At 33.9% G+C, this 19,527-nt stretch carries 9 protein-coding genes and 1 pseudogene; 5 read left to right on the top strand and 5 right to left on the bottom strand.

The features are described 5' to 3' along the window. Nucleotides 1–624: 624 nt before the first annotated feature. Nucleotides 625–1,662, bottom strand: a complete 1,038-nt coding sequence (gene gap, locus P3F56_RS10170) for a type I glyceraldehyde-3-phosphate dehydrogenase (protein WP_281152729.1) — start codon at nt 1,660–1,662, stop codon at nt 625–627. 506 nt (nt 1,663–2,168) lie between these two features. Between gap and P3F56_RS10165 the strand changes: the two genes are divergently transcribed. Together P3F56_RS10165 and P3F56_RS10160 are read left to right on the top strand one after the other, a co-directional pair. After that, complete coding sequence (locus tag P3F56_RS10165; protein WP_281152728.1) at nt 2,169–4,577, top strand: phosphoketolase family protein; 2,409 nt, start codon at nt 2,169–2,171, stop codon at nt 4,575–4,577. Between the two features lie 114 nt (nt 4,578–4,691). Continuing rightward, nucleotides 4,692–5,036, top strand: a complete 345-nt coding sequence (locus P3F56_RS10160) for a phage holin family protein (RefSeq protein ID WP_281152727.1) — start codon at nt 4,692–4,694, stop codon at nt 5,034–5,036. A gap of 410 nt (nt 5,037–5,446) precedes the next feature. Here P3F56_RS10160 and P3F56_RS10155 read toward each other — a convergent pair whose 3' ends face one another. The 3 genes from P3F56_RS10155 to P3F56_RS10145 form a co-directional block, all read right to left on the bottom strand. After that, the gene (locus P3F56_RS10155; protein ID WP_281152726.1) at nt 5,447–6,523 is read right to left on the bottom strand and encodes a calcium/sodium antiporter; all 1,077 of its coding nucleotides are present in this window, start codon (nt 6,521–6,523) and stop codon (nt 5,447–5,449) included. Next, nucleotides 6,501–6,638 carry a hypothetical protein gene (locus tag P3F56_RS10150; protein ID WP_281152725.1) on the bottom strand — a complete coding sequence of 46 codons (138 nt, stop codon included), beginning with the start codon at nt 6,636–6,638 and terminating at the stop codon, nt 6,501–6,503. The genes P3F56_RS10155 and P3F56_RS10150 overlap by 23 nt, the downstream gene beginning before the upstream one ends. Nucleotides 6,639–6,816: 178 nt before the next feature. Then, the gene (locus P3F56_RS10145) at nt 6,817–7,014 is read right to left on the bottom strand and encodes a PDDEXK family nuclease (protein ID WP_281152724.1); all 198 of its coding nucleotides are present in this window, start codon (nt 7,012–7,014) and stop codon (nt 6,817–6,819) included. Between the two features lie 656 nt (nt 7,015–7,670). On the opposite strand from P3F56_RS10145, the gene P3F56_RS10140 reads away from it, so the two are divergent. Both P3F56_RS10140 and lgt read left to right on the top strand, forming a co-directional pair. Then, on the top strand, nt 7,671–8,735 hold the full coding sequence (locus P3F56_RS10140; RefSeq protein WP_281152723.1) for an LOG family protein: 1,065 nt from the start codon (nt 7,671–7,673) through the stop codon (nt 8,733–8,735). Between the two features lie 152 nt (nt 8,736–8,887). Then, nucleotides 8,888–9,718, top strand: coding sequence for a prolipoprotein diacylglyceryl transferase (lgt, locus tag P3F56_RS10135; RefSeq protein ID WP_281152722.1), 831 nt, complete (start codon nt 8,888–8,890; stop codon nt 9,716–9,718). 1,007 nt (nt 9,719–10,725) lie between these two features. On the opposite strand, the gene P3F56_RS10130 is transcribed toward lgt, so the two are convergent. Further along, nucleotides 10,726–16,668, bottom strand: a complete 5,943-nt coding sequence (locus tag P3F56_RS10130) for a translocation/assembly module TamB domain-containing protein (protein ID WP_281152721.1) — start codon at nt 16,666–16,668, stop codon at nt 10,726–10,728. Nucleotides 16,669–16,884: 216 nt separating this feature from the next. Here P3F56_RS10130 and P3F56_RS10635 point away from each other — a divergent pair. After that, nucleotides 16,885–17,724 (top strand): annotated as a pseudogene (locus P3F56_RS10635) (amino acid ABC transporter substrate-binding protein). The last annotated feature ends 1,803 nt before the right edge of the window (nt 17,725–19,527 follow it).

Here is a 19,527-nt window from a genome sequence, read left to right as displayed (position 1 = left end):
TCACTAGAGTACACACATTCTAATTTAAGTTTGTCACCTAACTCATCTCAGGGAGATTCTCTATAGTCAAATCTCTTAAGAGTCAAGAGCATTCATGTAACAATCAGTCCACTTCCTTAACTAGGATAACCTATTATTGATTCTCTTCAGTCTTTAGACTGGCTTCAACTCGTTAGAGTCGGCTTACTAAGTAAATTCCAACATCATCCTTTTCTCTAGTCTGACTATAAGCCAATTTGTGATGCCCAGTTTTTCAGGAAATACTTCGTAAAACTACTAAACCTCTCGATAGTGAAGTATTCCCATTTAAGAGTCTTCATTTGATTGAGGTGACAGATAAATCCTGACTTAATCGGGAGGAATCTCCAATAGTTTTAATAAAAAAAGGTAACCCAGTATTGAAGGTGTTCATAGTTCAATTATAGCTAACATTTGAGGGTTAGAGGTTACGACAGAGGAGCAGATTATTAATACTAGTTAAAAAACTATGATAGAAGACTAGATGTTATCGTTTAAATTAATCAATTAGAATCGAACCCAACAACTTCTACATTAGAAGTCTGAAAAAGAAATAATATAACCTATTATGGCTCTTCCACAGCTAGTCTAGAAGAGCCATAAAGACTAAACAGCAGTCATTGCTTCTGACTCTTTAGCTGCCATCATTGTTATTAAATCTAATATCCGAGAAGAATAACCCCATTCATTGTCATACCAAGATACAACTTTAAAGAAATTAGAGTTAAGTTCAATTCCTGCTTTGGCATCAAAAATACTTGAATGATGATCCCCATTAAAGTCCATGGATACCACATCCTCGTCAGTATAGTTCAAAACACCTTTTAATGGCCCTTCAGCAGCAGCTTTCATTGCTGCACAAATGTTTTTATAACTTGTAGGTTGAGTGGTCTTAAAAGTTAGATCAACCACAGAAACATCAGGAGTTGGAACTCGTAACGCCATCCCTGTCAATTTTCCTTTTAACTCTGGAATAACCAAGGTAACAGCTTTAGCTGCTCCAGTAGAAGTTGGAATAATATTCTGCCCGGCTCCTCGTCCTTCCCGAAAAGCTTTTTTACTAGGACCATCTACGGTGGGCTGAGTTGCAGTTACGGAATGTACCGTGGTCATTAACCCTTCGGCCAAGCCGAAGTTATCATTAATCACCTTAGCAATGGGAGCTAAACAATTTGTGGTACAACTGGCATTAGATACAATGTAATCTGTAGTGAAGTTATATTCGCCATCATTGACTCCCATCACGATTGTCCGAACTTTCCCGGGATCTTTGGTGGGAGCAGAAATCACTACCCGTTTGGCTCCAGCTTTGAGGTGTTTGCTGGCTGCATCGTAGGTGGTAAACAATCCCGTAGATTCCAGTACATAATCAATACCTTTTTCTCCCCAAGGCAATTCTTCAGGATTTCTGACAGAAAAACAAGGAATAAATTTACCATTGACAACAATACCATCTTCTTTGGCTTCCACCGTCCCATTAAAGCGCCCATGGGTAGAGTCATATTTGAGTAGATAAGCAATGTTGTCCGGAGGAATTAAGTCATTAATGCCGAGAAATTCAAAGTCAGGGTTATGGACACCAGCACGAAAGACTAATCTCCCAATTCGGCCAAAACCGTTAATACCAACTTTGACAGTTGCCATAAAATAAACTCCTAAAATTAAATGTACAATACTTTATCTTGAAAGCAATCAAAAAAGACTATTTGTTCTTACAATACTGTATCTCCCGTGACTTATATCTTAAGTGAAGCCTAATTATTAACATTTTATGAGTTTTAGGCTAATTTTTATGAATTCAGTAACCCCTTTCATTTTTTTATTCTTTTATCAGAATGATAAAATCCCATAACTAAAAAAAATTTCATTTGATTGCATTGTCTGTCAAAACTCTCATTTTAATAGAATTCTGTAACTCCAAAAACTTAATCTTTATCAGAATTTAGTTCTGATAGTTTTAGAAACTCTTCAAAGCAATACTTTCAGTTTTTTATCAGAATTTTGTCACAGCTAGGCTTAATAAAGCTATAGTTGCCATCCTATTATAGTTATTTTGTTCTTTGACAAGGGAACAAGTCTACAAAAGATTATACTGAACAGTAACTGATTGACAACGATTAACTTAAAATCCAATTTTAAAACGATAACTCATGACAGCCACACCGGAAAGACTAACCTTAGAACAAACTCCTCTTTCGAGCAGCGAGTTGCAAAAAATTCATGCTTATTGGCAAGCTTGTAACTACCTTGCTGTTGGGATGATTTACCTACAAGATAATCCTTTACTCAAAGAACCTTTGAAGGAAGAACATATTAAAAACCGTTTGTTAGGACATTGGGGAACAAGTCCTGGTTTGAGTTTTATTTATATCCACCTCAATCGCCTGATTAAAAAATATGATTTAGACGCGATCTATATGGCAGGTCCTGGTCACGGTGCGCCCGGAATACTCGGTCCAGTGTATCTTGAAGGAACCTATTCTGAGACTTACCCTGATAAAAGCCAAGATGAGGAGGGAATGAAAAAGTTTTTCAAGCAGTTTTCCTTCCCTGGGGGAACTGGTAGCCATTGTACTCCAGAAATTCCTGGATCAATTCATGAAGGGGGAGAATTGGGCTATTGTCTCTCCCATGCCTATGGTGCGGCTTTAGATAACCCCAATCTTATCGTTGTCGCCGTGGTAGGAGATGGAGAAGCAGAAACTGGACCGTTAGCCACTTCTTGGCATTCCAATAAATTCCTAAACCCCATCCGCGATGGTGCTGTGCTACCTATTTTGCACCTCAACGGCTATAAGATTGCCAATCCGACAATTTTTGCTCGTATTAGTCATGAAGAACTAGAATGTCTCTTCAAGGGATATGGTTATAAACCTTACTTTGTCGAAGGCTCTGATCCTGAAGTAATGCACCAGAAAATGGCCGCTACCCTGGAAGCAGCGATCAAAGAAATTAAACGAATTCAACAAGAAGCGTATAGTAGTGGGATAGCTAAACGTCCCATGTGGCCAATGATTGTTTTACGTTCTCCAAAAGGATGGACAGGTCCTAAAGAAGTAGATGGCAAAAAGACAGAAAATTTCTGGCGATCACATCAAGTTCCCTTATCAGGAATGCACAATAATACTGCTCATTTAAAAGTTCTTGAAGACTGGATGAAGAGCTACAAACCCGAAGAACTTTTTGATGAAAATGGTACATTAATTCCCGAATTACAGAAACTTGCCCCCACCAGCTACCGCCGCATCAGTGCTAACCCTCACGCCAATGGAGGGTTACTCCGTAAAGACCTCAAAATGCCTGACTTCCGTAACTATAAGGTTGAGGTAAACAAACCTGGAACAATAGAGGTGGGAAATACTTTCGTGTTTGGGAACTTTCTACGGGATATCATGGCTAACAACATGACTAACTTCCGTGTTTTTGGCCCTGATGAGACTGCATCTAATCGTCTCAGCACTATTTACGAAGCAAGTAAAAAAGTCTGGATGGCTGATATTCTCCCTGAAGATGCCGACGGCACCGAAATTACCACTGATGGACGGGTAATGGAAATACTGAGCGAACATACCCTACAAGGATGGTTAGAAGGCTATTTATTAACAGGTCGTCACGGATTTTTCCACACCTATGAAGCGTTTGCTCACGTGGTTGACTCAATGTTTAACCAACATGCTAAATGGCTTGATATCTGCAAAAATCAAGTTTCTTGGCGGGCATCAATTTCTTCCCTAAATATCATGTTATCTTCCACTGTTTGGCGGCAGGATCATAATGGGTTTAGTCACCAAGATCCAGGGTATGTTGATCTTGTTACCAATAAGAGTGCAGATGTAGTGCGGGTGTATTTTCCCCCTGACGCTAACTGTTTACTGTCTGTTGGAGATCATTGTTTGCGAAGTAAGAACTACGTTAACGTCATCGTTTCCGATAAACAAAAACACCTCCAATATCTAAGCATAGAGAAAGCCATTGAACATTGTACTAAGGGTATTGGTATTTGGGATTGGGCTAGTAACGATGATTGTGGCACAGAACTTGATATCCCTGATGTGGTTATGGCATGTTGTGGTGACATTGCCACTAAGGAAACTTTAGCCGCTACTGCTATTTTACGAGAAGAATTTCCTAAGTTAAAAGTACGGTTTGTTAATGTAGTTGACTTGTTTAAATTACAACCGCAACGTGAACATCCCCATGGACTTTCAGATTGGGATTTTGATAACCTGTTTACTAAGGATAAGCCTATTATTTTTAACTTTCATGGCTATCCTTGGTTAATTCATAAGTTAACCTATCGTCGTACCAATCATGTGAACCTTCATGTTCGTGGTTATAAGGAAAAGGGTAACATTAATACCCCCCTCGAATTAGCAATAAATAATCAAGTTGATCGCTTTAATTTAGTGATTGATGTCATTCACCGTGTTCCTAAATTGGGGTCAGCCGCTGCTTATGTTCATGAACGTATGAAGAATGCTATTATAGAACATAAGGCTTATGCATATGAAAATGGTATCGATAAACCGGAAATAACTCAATGGAAATGGCCTAACTAATCTCAGCTAATGATTAAGGAAATTTTTTAGCGTGACGTAATTATTGTGTACTCCTAAGAGCTTAATCTTAGGAGCTTAATCTATTTTTTCTTAAAAAGAGGTTAAATAATAAACATGCAATTTTTGTTTACGTGGCTTATTACAGCTATCTCACTATTAATTACAGCTTATGTGATTCCAGGAATTTTTATTAAATCCCTTGTTGCTGCTGCCTTTGCTGCTATTGTTATGGGAGTAATTAATGCTATTGTTCGACCTGTTCTGATTTTATTTACACTTCCTTTAACTTTTTTTAGTTTAGGGTTATTCTTATTTGTAGTTAATGCTATTGCTTTTTCTTTAGTAAGTTATCTTACTCCAGGTTTTAGCGTTAATACCTTTTGGGATGCCTTATTTGGTTCGATTATTTTATTTCTCATTTCCGGATTTTTTGGTCAATTATTAGAAATTAAAGAGTAACTTTTATGTTTATGTTTTTGCTACCATTTAACATCAGAGTCATTTTCTGAAAACCGCAAGGCGAAAAAGTGTTTTGTCCCAACAGTTTAATTAATCTATTTTCTCTATCATCAAAAATGATTTTGATTTATCTGTTGATGATTCTCTGTTATCTTTCCATCTCTTTTTTTAGTTAAAATTTTATGAGTGATATTACAGAGATTGCATTCATAAGTGTTTGGACTAATAATTTTATGGCTAATATCGAGGATAGAATGTTAAAAACTACTGTTGGTTGTATAGATAAATACAATATTCATTAATACTTCTTTGGGTAAATAGTTTGGGTCTAGAAGATTTTTAATTGAAGTCTTTATAATAGCTATTGACAAGGAACAGCTTAAATACTCATTAGGTAAAACCTATTATTTTTACCTTTGTTTCCATAGACTATTGACGGTGACTATAGTTAAAGTTAGTACAGTAATGGGAATAACAACAAGGAGCATGACATTACTGAATATCTCTAGGCTATCGTGTTCCGTCGAACGTAGAATTAAATAAGTTGTGTAGGCAATGTAATAACTAACAAACAATAACCCTTCCCAACGGTCGATCACATTTCCTGTAAGGAAAATAGGTAAACAAGAAATAGCGATCGCAATCATAACTGGTAGATCAAATTCAATAGCAGCACTAGAAACAGGAATACCCTGAGGAGAAACCATAGCCCCTATCCCTAACACAGCCAAAATATTAAATATGTTACTTCCAATCACATTACCAACCGCGATATCTCGCTCTCCCTTCAAAGTAGCCATAACGGAGGTGGCCAATTCCGGTAATGATGTTCCCACTGCAACAATCGTCAAACCAATAACTAATTCACTAACCCCAATGGTAAGGGCGATGCTAGTAGAACTTTCCACCAACCAACGAGAGCCTAAGATTAATAGCCCTGTTCCACCTAACATTAACCCCAAATTCTTCACCCATTGAAAAACTGAAACATCTTCTATAACGGTGTATTTTTCATATTCTTTTTCTTCAGGAGATTGTTGTGACCCTTGAAAAATGAGAAAAATAGTATAAACAATTCCACCAATTACTAAAATAATTCCATCTGAGCGGTTAATCAAGCCGTCAAATCCAAACAACAAAGTTAGGAATGAAATCCCAATCATGATGGGAACCTCGATTCTAATTAACTGTTTTGCCACTATTAAAGGCATTGCTAAGGCTGATAACCCTAAAATGACTAAGACATTAAAAATATTACTACCAACCACATTCCCCAACGCAATATCGGCCTGTCCGGCAAAACTTGATTGAATAGCCACGGCCATTTCTGGTGAACTTGTCCCATAAGCAACAATAGTTAACCCAATGACCAACGGAGAAATCCCCAAACTAGCTGCCAGGAAAGACGCACCGTTGACTAATCCTTCTGCACCAACGACTAATAATACTAATCCAGCTAAGAGTTTACCTAGCACGAAAAAATCCATACGTTGCACTCTCTTGACGTAAGGGGAGTAAATGGTCTTGATTGATCTGTTGAAGTTCTTTAAGGGAGTCGAGATGATTGATTTGATTGGTTGACTGTCCAAGTTTATTAATCAATCATCAAAATCTCAACCCGATTCTTGACAAATCAACAGTTTGGTAATGTATCTGACCATATCATATCCCTTGTGCACTGTGCGCTATGGCGGGATTGATCAGACCAGCCATATTATGAGTATTTATATGTTGTCTTGCTTTTTTAAAGAGTTTAACAATTAAGTTTAACTGTTACATATTAACGTTCTTCGTCGGTCACAACCTCATGAATTTTCTGAGAAACTAAAACCCGAGTGAAATTGGGAACCTTTTCATGGCAATGGGGACAATACCAGTAGATTTTATGATGATTGATATGCCGTAAAATTTGACTAGAACAAATAGGACAATTATTCATATTTTCACTAAAAACGTTGTGTGATAAAACAATATTCATTTACTTTCAAAATAACACTTTTATAGTTTCAAAAAACAAAAGTACATAAAAGTCAAACAATGAAAGTGGTTAAGAATGAAACTAAACTCATGATAGTTAACAGAGAAATTGCCATTTTACCTTTCCAAATATCTATTATTTCTTTCTAGGAGAGTTAGTAATTTTTTTGATACAGGTTTATAATGTTTTTTACATCAGTAGCAAATATTTACAAAACCAAAACTTATATAGAGCAGGAGAAAACTATTTATTCAACGGAAAACTGCTATTATTTCTTTTTCTAGCTTTTGAAGACTTAATCATTAAGTCCCTTCTAGACTAGCTGTGACAAAATATTAATAAATAAAAACTGGAAGTCTTATTTTACGTATTTACAAGATTTGAAAAACTTTATCTTTATAAGATCAAGTTTTTGGAGTGATAAAATATAGCCAAGATAAAAAATTTAACAACTATCAACTGCAATCATATCATATTCAGTCCAAAAGAGCTATAATTATTAATTAATAAAACTAAAAAATTCAAAGAGAAACAATATAAAACTTAAGACAATGGGAAAACTCAGTATTTTTGATTCTATGTATTTCTTAACACATAGAGATTTATCTGAATAAATAGAACTTCGATACAATGAAGGTAGTCTTCAAGACATAACTATGACTTTATCAAAAGATAATATAGACCCTTCTTTAGCTAAAGACATAGGGGAATTGATAGCAAAATTGTCAGAACATCAACATGGCACCCTAGTCAAACGGGCATTGTCTGTCTTGTTGAGAATTGCTGGAGAAGAGATAGACCGCCTCGACTGGAAAATTTTAACTGCTGCCCTAGAAGACTTAGAACAAGGGTTTCAGACTTTTTATCCTTACCGTCACATACGTAAAGTTACCATCTTTGGCTCGTCTCGCCTGTCTCCCCAAAGTTCAGAGTATCATTTAGCAGTTGAATTTTCCCGTTGCATCACTCAGTTTGGGTTTATGGTTCTCACAGGCGGAGGAGGAGGGATAATGCAAGCAGGGAATGAAGGAGCAGGACCAGAGCATTCTTTTGGACTTAATATCCAATTACCATTTGAACAAAGTGCCAACCCTTTTATTGCTGATGATCCTAAATTGATTAATTTTAAATACTTTTTTACCAGAAAACTCTTTTTTCTACGAGAAAGTGACGCAGTAGCTCTATTTGCAGGAGGGTTTGGCACCCAAGATGAAGTCTTTGAAACCCTCACTCTTTCTCAGACAGGAAAATATGGCCCCTGTCCTTTAGTATTAATTGATGAACCTGGAGGCGATTATTGGAAAACTTGGAACGAGCATAACCAGAAGAATTTGTTACGACGGGGATTAATTAATACAGAAGACTTTAGTCTCTATACTGTTACAGACAATTTAGCCCATGCCTGTAATGTTATCCATAATTTCTATTGCGTGTATCATTCAAGTCGCTATGTGGGAGATTTATTTGTGATGCGTCTTAATTTAGAATTATCTGATGAACAAGTAGACCAGCTCAATGACGACTATTCAGATATTCTTGTCAAAGAAACAATTTGTAAAAGTGCTGCTTTACCTAGTGAAAAAGGAGATGAAACAGAAAGCTTACCTCGCTTAGTCTTTCATTTTGACCAGCGCAACTTTGGTCGCCTATATCAAATGATTAATCAGATCAATCAATATAGTTCTTGTTTACCGGTAGAACCTCACCCCGAATGGAAGTAGATGATTGTGAGAACTATGAGAAAATAACAAGAAGAAAAACATTTAACTGCTTACTTGGTAGAGGTCAAAAGCTGTTAATGCGTACAATTATACTTAATTAACTTTGGTCTTGACACTCTATTTCTCCAATGTCTTAACTACTAATTTGGATAATGAACAGTTTATTAGGGTTTCAGTTTCAATCTCCAGGGCCAATTGTCTTTGAAATTGGTTTTTTTGCCATTCGTTGGTATGGCTTATTGATCTCGTCTTCAATCTTAATTGGTGTTGCTCTATCCCAATGGTTAGCCACCAAACGTCAGGTTGATCCCAATTTAGTGGCTGATCTAGTGATTTGGTTGGTTATTTCCGCTATTCTCTGCGCTCGACTTTATTATGTTATCTTTGAATGGCAACAGTATGCTCAAAATCCAGGGGATATTATTGCTATTTGGAAAGGGGGAATTGCCATTCATGGAGCTATTATTGGAGGAACCTTAGCAGCTATTATTTTTGCTCGTTTAAATAAAGTTTCTGTCTGGCAGTTGGCAGATTTAATTGTGCCATCTTTAACCTTAGGACAAGCCATTGGACGATGGGGAAATTTCTTTAATTCAGAAGCTTTTGGTTCTCCGACTAATTTACCCTGGAAACTATATATTCCTGTAAATCACCGTCCTTTAACATATATTAATCAGGAATATTTTCATCCGACTTTTTTGTATGAATCTATTTGGAATCTGTTAGTATTTTTTTTGTTATTAAATCTATTTTTTTTTGGATTAAAACATAGGGATAAAATCCAAGTAGGTACATTGTCTTTAGTCTATTTAATAGCCTACAGTTTTGGGAGGTTTTGGATAGAAGGATTGAGAACAGATAGCCTAATGTTAGGCTCTTTAAGAATTGCTCAAGTAATTAGTTTGGTAATGATAGGATTTGGAATTTTGGGTTTAATTTGGCTCTATAAGGCAAAGCGATCACTACCAGATGTTCATCATTAATAAACATGTGTTTTCTCTATTTAAACAGTTTGTTAAACAGAAAATAAATTTTGACATCTGAATCATAGTAATAGATATAAAATTTTCTACTGAATGGACTTGTATTGTGCTGCACATTTAGCAAATATTAAAGCGTAACGATAACCTAATTAAGAACATCTTTTGACCATTATGTTATAGAATATTTTGATTGGATAGCTCACGAGAATAGTAGTGGGTAGATCAGCCAATTAGTTGTCGAGTTAATTGATCAGTATTCTTGTTAATTTCTATAGTTTTAGTGTAAATATATATGGAATATAGCTTTATTTTTTAATTTGGTCTATCTAAACAAAAACGGCTGTTATTACCATGACTTTCAGTAAAATGACATCAGCAAAATAACAACTTAATAATCAATCCAAAACTCTTTAGAATTCATTTGAGTTATATCGTGTTTTGTTTACCTATTAATCCTAATTAATCAGGAAGGGGTGATTATAATAATATAATTATGAAGACAATCATATGCTTCAGATGAATGTAAAATACAAATAATAAAATAGTTAAAAACGAGTAATTCCTAGATGCCGGTCTGTCTAAAAAATTAAGCTAACAGAATTAAAAAAGAAATAACTATATCGACAGCTATACAGACAGATATATTAATGTTGTTGTCTTTTGAACTTGTTTCAATGTATTGATATTGTTAAGGATGAAATTGCTCTATAATTGAGATTATAGTTTGGAATATTTGTTGAATCTGTTCGCTAGTTTTTTTTGTTCTTTAATCAGTAAAAAAGGTAAAAGTCTTCCTATCTTTCAATATCTTTCTGACTTAATACGTAGCTAAGTATTTGTGGGTATTGGTTCTGTCACTAATAGTTAAAAAATATTTGTTAACAGTGAAATGTTGAATGGCTAGGCACATTTTAGTCGCAATAAATTTTAATTATTATTAATATAATATTGCAACTTTTTTTTAGTTAGTATTAGTTGTATGATATTTTAATTTCATTAAAAATTAACTAGAATCGTTTTTCATAGCGAATTCGAAATTCATTAAGAATGTAATCATAATAGAATTTAATAAACACTTTATCTTCCAATTCATAAATAGTTTCTAAGAATGGTAAAAGTCTCCAATCTGTACTTTTAGTAGTTTCACTTATGGCACTCTCTATATCATAAATAAAGGTTTGAAATAGCATTGGCAATACTAACTGAACAACGCCAAATTGAATTAACTGCTCAGTACTTTGTCCTTGTAAAGATTCAGCTAAAACAAATATTTGTTTTCCTAACAAGCGGACAATTTGTCCTTGACTCTGCGGAGGACTACTGGTTAAATTAATCACTGGATTACTTAGGAGTTGTTCATCTAAGTTCTCTTTACTGTTCTCAGCCAGAAAAGTCAAACAGTTTTTTAAAAGGTTTAATTCTTCCACAGACCAGGTGGTTTTAGTACGGATTGGTTGTAGAGGATTTTTAATCAAGCACAACTCTGATTTATCTTTGTAAAAACTAGGAATTAACTGAGTTAAAGATCCCTTAAGAGCTAAATTTATATCAATTCGTTCTACTTTATTTAAACTATCATCAGGAATTTCAGTAGTATCAGCCGCACGGAAGTCCTTTGAGGTCTCAGAAACTCCTGAGACAATCGTCCGTAGTTGTAGATCAAGATCGGGATTTAATAATCCTTTGTCTGGATAAAAAACAATTTGATTAAGGTTCCGACGTTCAAGCAAAAAACGGGTTTCAAGAAAATTAATCTGTCCTCGATTGAGGATAACATTTCCTTGAGGCTTCAGGCTAGTCAAATTATTTAAAGAGCCATTAACTATTAAATCTCCCCCGAATTCAAACTGAAATAGGGGCAGAGTTTCTACCGACAAATTTTGAATAATTACTCTAAAATCCAGTAATTCAGGGATAAAAGGAATATTTTCTTGAGAGAAAAACACTTGACGACTAGTTCTTGACGATTGAGTTAAGGCAGCGTTAGGCAAGCCTGTGGCGACTTCTGGGGTTTTAGGTATAAAGACTTTTCCATCAGCTAAACGAACCACACCACCAACCAAAGGTTTAAGGGCATTTCCCATAACAAAAATACTTCCTTCTATTCCTCCACTATATAATCCTTCTAAATCAATAGTTCCTTTCTCAATAGCAACGGTGAGGGGGTTCTCAATTTGGGGTTGGGACTTAAATAAGGGTAAGACTCCGGCAATGATCAAGTTACTTTGGGCAAAAGTTCCTTGTAGTTGGGAAATTTTTATGGCTTGATCATCGAGGTTAATTTCTCCGCTGATAGTTAAAGGTTTGGGCAAAGCGGCACTTTGGAAAATAGCTTCACTTAGGAGCACCTTTCCTTGGGCGTTTAAATCATTAACTCTCAGTCCATTGAAAAGATTAATGCGTCCTTGGACTTGGGCATTGATTTGCCCCTCTCCGCCAATTAAGATTACTTGTTCCCCAGTTAAAACACTTACTAATTTTAGTGCGTCTGTGTCTAATTTTGCCTCAATGTTAAATACATTATTATCGGGGGTAATAGGAAAAGGAATATTAACTGCTAAGTGCACAAAAGACGCATCAGCAGTAGCGAGTCGAAACCGACCATCTTGATAGCTAAATTGTCCTTGCAGATTTTTTCCTAGTGATCGCCCTTGAAATGCTCCTTTTTCAAAGGCAAATTGTCCTTGTATTTCTGGTTGAATAGGGGTTCCGCCTAGAGTTCCTGACATATCAACAAAACCACCAATATCGACGGGAAGTTTCACAAAGTTACCTACTGTATCAACGGATAAGTGTTGCACCTTCCACTTAGAATCAATGTTTTGTAAGGAAAAATCCCCCTGTAAAGTGAATAATGTATTTTTTAGTAGTATTCTGGCGCATTCAACTGCAACTATTCCATTGACTGACTTGGCTTGGACTTCCACAGAGTTAATGGGAATAAATTGTTCATCTAATATCACCAACCCCAAGGGTGGCACAATGTCGGGAAAGGGTTGTTGAGGATGCCATTCCCACTTATCCCCCATGAATTTTAGGTTAACAGTGGGGTCCAAGAAAGTTCCTCCTAGGGCAACATCGACATTGAAGCGACCGCGAATATCCAATTCGGTAGGAATTCCTCCTGCTTTACGGAGAGCAGCTAATTGGCGTATTTTTTGATCAATAACCCCTAATAATTTTACTTGTTCAGCAATGGCTGCTTGGGCATCTCCGATAGATTGTGGGGGGATGGCTTTAGCCGTAGTATAGTCTGGGGGTTGGAATTTAATTACGTCTAAGACCCGTTCAAAGTTGGTAAAGTTTAAGGCGGTCAACAGATCTTCAACGCGACCATCATTAACCGTTAATTTTCCTTGTAAGGCTAATGATTGCAGATTAAGTGACCCTTGCACATTGTAATCACTTCTCCCTAATTTGAGGCTTGCATTGTGTAAAAAAGCCACATTATTTTTATATTGGACCTTTGCGGTGAGTTGTCGCCCTTCAATAAATCCTAACCTTGGTTTGTCAATGGTTAGAGTCCCTCGTCCTTCGAGAGTGGAAGTATCAATCTCCAGTTGGCCGCTAACCGAACCCGAAAGATAACCAGAGATGCCATATTGTCGACCTAGAGAAATTCTAGCTAATTTTAGAGGTAATACTTCAATTTTTGTGGTAAGGTGATCGTCTTCTAACATTCCCTGGACAATAATAGGGGATTGTTCTCCGGCAGTTTGACGTAATTCAAAAGAAGCGGGAAAATAAGGAGCAAAACAGTTTTTTTGGGTACAAGGTATTAAGATTGCAGTAATTTTATCTTCTTTTCCTTCTAAATTCAGAGTGATTTTTTCTTTTGAAGAGATCTTAATAGTTCCTGTTAATATCTCTTCAAAAACTTGATCATTAAAGACCAAATTAGTGAATTTTAAATCCCCTAATAATTGGAGATTACCTGGGTATGTAGAAGAAGTTAAAAGGTTGTTACCTAAAAATTTTCCAGTAAATTTTCCATGACCTTTTAAGCTAAGTTCTCCGAGAAGAAATTTTCTATCTAGGGGAATAATGGAAACTAATTGAGTTAAGGGTAATTGATCAAAGTTAGAACTGGCATTAACTGATAAGTTGACGTTGGCAATATCAGGGTTGCTCAAAAGATTAGACAATTGCAGATTTCCTTTGGCATTCAAAATTTGTCCATCGGCTTGAACGGCAATATTATTAACTTGAACAGGAATTATTTTCTTTCCTGCTAGAAAATCTACTATACTGCCAGAAAAATTAATTTCTGCGTTAAGATTAGAAGTTTGTATTGGGGACGCTTGGGGAATAATTTTTTCTAAAATTAGAGCATAATTGAGATTAGATACATTGATGTTTGTTGTCCACCAATTATTATGTAATCGAGTAGTGGTATTGATATGACCTTGGGCAGCAGAAAGCTGTAGATTAGCTATTAATTTGACACTACTTACGTCAGGTTTAGTAGAAAGTAAAGGTGTTAATTGACTGGAAAATTTGATGTTACCACCGATAACTTTTACAGGAATAGGTAGGGTAGTAACAATTTTATTAAGGTATAATTCACCGAGGTTAACTAACCCATTTATCTGACCGTTTCTTAACTTTCCGTTAATACTAACTAGACTATCTTCTACGATAAAATGTGCATCTACATTAGCTTTTAAACTATTAAAAACTAAGTTTGTTTTGAGAGATGTAAGGATGGAATTTAGATTTCCTGTTAAAGTAAAACTACTCTTAATTAACTTGGCATTAACGAATAAATTAGGAACAATTTCGTCAAGGGGAATTTTACCAGTTCTCACGACTGTTTGTAGTATTCCATTGCTTAAGTCTATAGTTGCATTGACAGGACTGCCATCAATCGTTAATTGTGAATTTCCCTTTGCTTGGAGATGGTTAATATTTAAAGTGAAATTGTCTAAGATTTTGCTTAACGAACCTGATATATCAAAGTAACTTTTTGTTACTTTGATAGGGACTGCTAAATTAGCAATATAGGGATTAAGAGAAATTTCTGATATACTAACAACGGATTTTATATTCTCATTAGCGATACGACTACTAACGGCGATTATCCCACCATTAACATTAACAGTTAAATTTCCCTGTCCATGAATTTTTACTAAATGGAAATCATCTAACTTACCAGATAATTTTATATTACTCTTAGTAAGAGTAACTGACTGACGAGAAACTTGATCAGTACAGGTAGTAACCGAACAAGTAATCATTAAAAATGGGCTAAGAGAAAAAGTATTAGCTGTCAAAGCTATATTCCACTTTTTATCTTTTAAATTTCCTAACCCATTAATAGTAATGTATCCTTCTGCAGACTTTAAAATTGTTTCCTCAAGTGAAATTTCTCGTCCTGACAATAAAATTTTTCCTTTTCCTGAAATTTGTTCTTTTGAATTGTTAATTAGATTCGGGGACTGCCATTCTATTTTACCCAATGGGTTCCCTAAAGTTCCAGTAATTGCACCTTTAGTTGTAATTTTTCCTAAACTAATACCTTGTTTTTTTTGAAAATAAGGAGTAACTAATTCTTCTGTGGGTAGTTCAACCTCAAAAGCGAGGAAGAAAGGGATTTTTTTCCAATCAGTTTTTTTTGTTTCTTTGATCTCTTTTAGAACTCCTGGTTCTACTTTTGCCCTAGCTACAATCTTTCCACCAGCAGCAGGAATAATTTGGACTTTTTCGAGGATAAATTGATCTAAATTAGCTTTAAAATTGCTTGTAAATGTTTTAATAATAACCTGATCGATTAGCAGAAATTCTGTATTTTTAATTGTTCCAGTCAAAATAGGATTTTTAATCCCCCCACTAAGTTTAATTTTTCCTTGAATTTCTCCCTTTAATTTAAGAGGTAATTTGAGGAAAACAATAGCAAGTAAATCTTCTAGAAAAACTGGATTAATATCAATATTAATATTGTAACCTTGCTCCCAATTAATTACTCCAGTAATTTTAGTAATTAATTTTCCTAGACTAATTTCTATATTTTGTAATTGAACATTTTTTCCTTGAAAATCTAAACCTAAGTTAACTTTAAGAGGAGTTTTTAAGGATTTAATATTTGCTTCAATGGTAGAGATATTAAATTCTCCTGATCCTGTAAATCTTTCTATTTCTTCTAAAGAAGGAATAGAAAGATTTAAATTACTATTTAATTGTCCACTTTTGAGGGTGATAGGTAAATTAGGAATCAAAGAAACTAACTCAGCTAACCCAAGTTTATAAACCTGTAATTGTGCTTGGGTTTTCCAACTCTTAATATTGGTTTTTCCTTCTATATTAATCTCACTGTTTAGAACACTAACTTCAAAAGCATAACTAAATTGTTGATTCTCATTGGATTGATAATTATAATCTGCTTGTCCGTCTGTTTCGAGAGATAGAGATTCTTTAAACCCGTAAGGATGAACTGTAATATCTGCATCTTTGAAACGAATCTTAGCGTCAAGACTAATTGGAAGATTAAGTTCTTCTTCTTTAATTTTTGGTAATTTGATCCATTCTCCTGTTTGATCTTGTTCGATAAAAAGATTAGATTTTTTGATAGTAATATCAATAATTAAAGGTCTACCAATAAAGATTGGTAGGGGATTAAAACTGATAGCAATTTTTTCAGCTTCAGCATAATCTGTATCCGTATTAGTCGTAAGAATATAAGAACGTCCAACACTGATTCTATTAAAAAAAAAGCTTTCGACTTCACCTATTTTAACTTCTCTTTCAAGAAGTTTACTAAATTCTTTAGAAAGGAGAGGTGATAGTTTTTTACAGACAAAATAATTAATTCCATAATAGGTTGTCATCCCCAAGATTAGCAACACTCCGCTCATTATCAGGGTAGAAGGCCGCCTAGCAAAACTAGCTAATCTAGTTAATAAATTATTTTTTTTAGGCGGTTTTAATGGTGAATTTGGAGGATTAGTTGTCATTTTTGCCTAAACAGAACTGAGCAGGATTCACTGATTAAGTTAACATACTTAGCTAGTCACATTATCATCTATTTCTCATAAGCAACGGAAAATTTTTAAGTGGATCTTTGTGACTTAGCTAAATTACACTCTTATTTATTTAAGTTAATCAACTTTGACGAAACATTCCTTCTATCCCTTTGGTCTATGAACCTAAGTTGTATTAGAGAAGAGACGGTGGGGAAAAAATTAGCTTTAGTGATTTTAATTTTAATGTTTGCGACAACCAGCCAATCTTCCAGTTGGGCTAGTGTAATTTTGGGAAAAATTAGAAAACCTGGAGTGGTTACTGCCGGAACTCGTAAAGACGCTATTCCTTTTGGTTACGTTAATGAACAAGGAAAATGGGTAGGATATTTAAAGAATATCCTCGAAATAATTTGTAAAAATATAAAAAAAATAGGTGAACTCATTAAACTTAATTTAGTAAAAGTAACTGCTAAAAATCGCTTCTCTTTTATTTAAAAAAGAAAGATTGATATTGAATATGCCTCAACAACAGTCAATTTGCAACGAACTCAGACAGTATATTTTACCGTGAGTTATTTTGCTAGTGGCACAAAAATTTTAGTTAAAAAAGGGAGTGGACTAGAAACAATTGATCCCCTCGCTGGTCGTCAAGTCGGGGTAATTCCTAAAACTACCAATGAACTGGTAATTAAACAACAACAACCGGCTGCTAAATTAGTAATATTAAAAGACTGTAATGATTGGTTAAAAAAACTAGAGGCGTGGATGATAGATGCCTGTGTAGGTGATGAAATTTTTCTAAAAGAATCAAGGAATTCTAGACAATTGGAAGTAGTTCCAGAGTTTCCCTATGTCTAGGAATCTTATTCTTGTATACTCCTTCAAGATGAATCTGCATGGCGGAATATTGTGCATTAAAGTTTAATCAAATTTATGCAAAGAATTATTCGTGATCAACCTGAAACTGTAGCACTTTATGAAAAGTGGTTTGGGGAAGAAACTGGAGTTACTCCCTATTCAAGAGAAGCAATTAATGATTATTTTTAAGGAATTATTAATAGTTATAAATGGATCCCTTTTGTTCACTATTAAAGTAATGCTAAAACTTGCCTTATAATCACACAAAGCTTTATCCAATAGGATTTTTACTATAGTAAAATATCATATTTTTTCATTTAAGTTTACCTAAACTAAGAAAATAATATCTAAGCAGTTAAAAATCTATAAAAATAAGTAAATATAATCTATTTTAGGAAAATTACTAAAAATAGTAGTACTGCTATAATAACAAATTACAATTAAAACAATGAGAGGTTAAAAACTCAAGAATAATAATTTAAACTAAAGAAATAAAAAATTCTTTAGTTTAAATTATTAATATGTTAGAAACAACTAAAATAATCTCATATAAATTAAATATTTTAATATAATTAAATTATAAGTACGACAATAAACTATAGAAAGAGATAATATTTTAAACCGAAAAATCTTAAAAGATTATATTTTAAAAAATAAAAACCCAAAAAAATATTCAAGAATTTAAAATAGATATATGTTTTTTTATTAACTTGGAGTGGGATTGAATTCAATAAAAAGAAGAGTTGAGAGTTCTATCAGAGAAATGATGACTGCTACAGTAAGCCGATCATATATCTATAAATTTGTTAAACCTCTAACTAGAGAAACTTTATGGAATTGAATTCTAAGAGTGAATAGAAAATAGCTTAATTTAGTTGATGAACATTTGACTAAAGATGTAGAGCTATCTAAAAAAAAGTTTTATTAATAGAAGATAGTGGCAGATGGCATTATAGCAAAAAAATTTAGGAAGCACTAAAGAATATTTGCCAACTTACTTTTTAAAATCAAAGTAACCATAAAGATTATAGACTTTAATAGATAAGACTTAATTATAAGTTTTTTTAAAAAAAATCAAGGAATAAGTTAAGTATTTAAATAATGATAATTAGTTAAATTTTCTCTTTTTTATACAAGAAACTATTGTTTCACAACTATCGAATAGTAGTTCATGTATAAACACTTATCTCTAATATTGTTTTATGTTGAAAAGCAATAGTAAATTATTACTTTGCCAATAAACTTTTGTATCTCAAGTTCTATTGTGTTCAACCGACTAAAGTAGTATTAACAATAGTAGAATTATTTACTAGAAAAAGAAATTTTCTTACTCATATATACACCATGAGGTTACCGTTTTGCAATGGAGAGAAAAAATATCCAGACTATCCTGATGTAAAAAACGCATCAAACTGTTAAAGTGGCAAACTAACACCTACATGATACTCTAGAGTATCATGTAGGTGTTAGTGAGGTTATCAACAATACTTTAGACTTAATAAATTTTTATCCACCATCTGGGAAAGTTACTTGGTTAGTCAGTGTTTTAGGAGAACAATCTAAGAGTATTTTTTAAAAAAAATAAAATTAATCAGAAAATAAGTATAGCAAGCGTTTAATGAACAGGGCAAGTTATTCGATAGAAAAATATTAGAACGCTTTCATAACTTTGCTATCAATGTAAGAAAAATTACTCAGAAACTATGTTGGTCAAAAACTATAAGTCTTAATTACTTGTGATATTAGCATTTCAAAAAACAGAGATGATTCTTATTAAGAAATAATATTTTTTTATTTATCACTAATTTTTTATGTTGAAGGTAATATGCATATATAATTTAGTAATTACCCGTAAAAGCAATTATAAATTGCAAAGCAAAAAAATATTGTAACCCCAGTTAATTGATAAAAAAATAAATGTTTACTAACATTATCTATTTATATTTATAGTGTTATATATCTGTGTATTTTTTTGCTGCCGTCAAACTCAAT

Origin of the sequence: cyanobacterium endosymbiont of Epithemia clementina EcSB (assembly GCF_029919255.1) — a bacterium.
Classification (GTDB): Bacteria; Cyanobacteriota; Cyanobacteriia; order Cyanobacteriales; family Microcystaceae; genus Rippkaea.
This window is presented reverse-complemented; position numbering and strand designations above follow the sequence as displayed.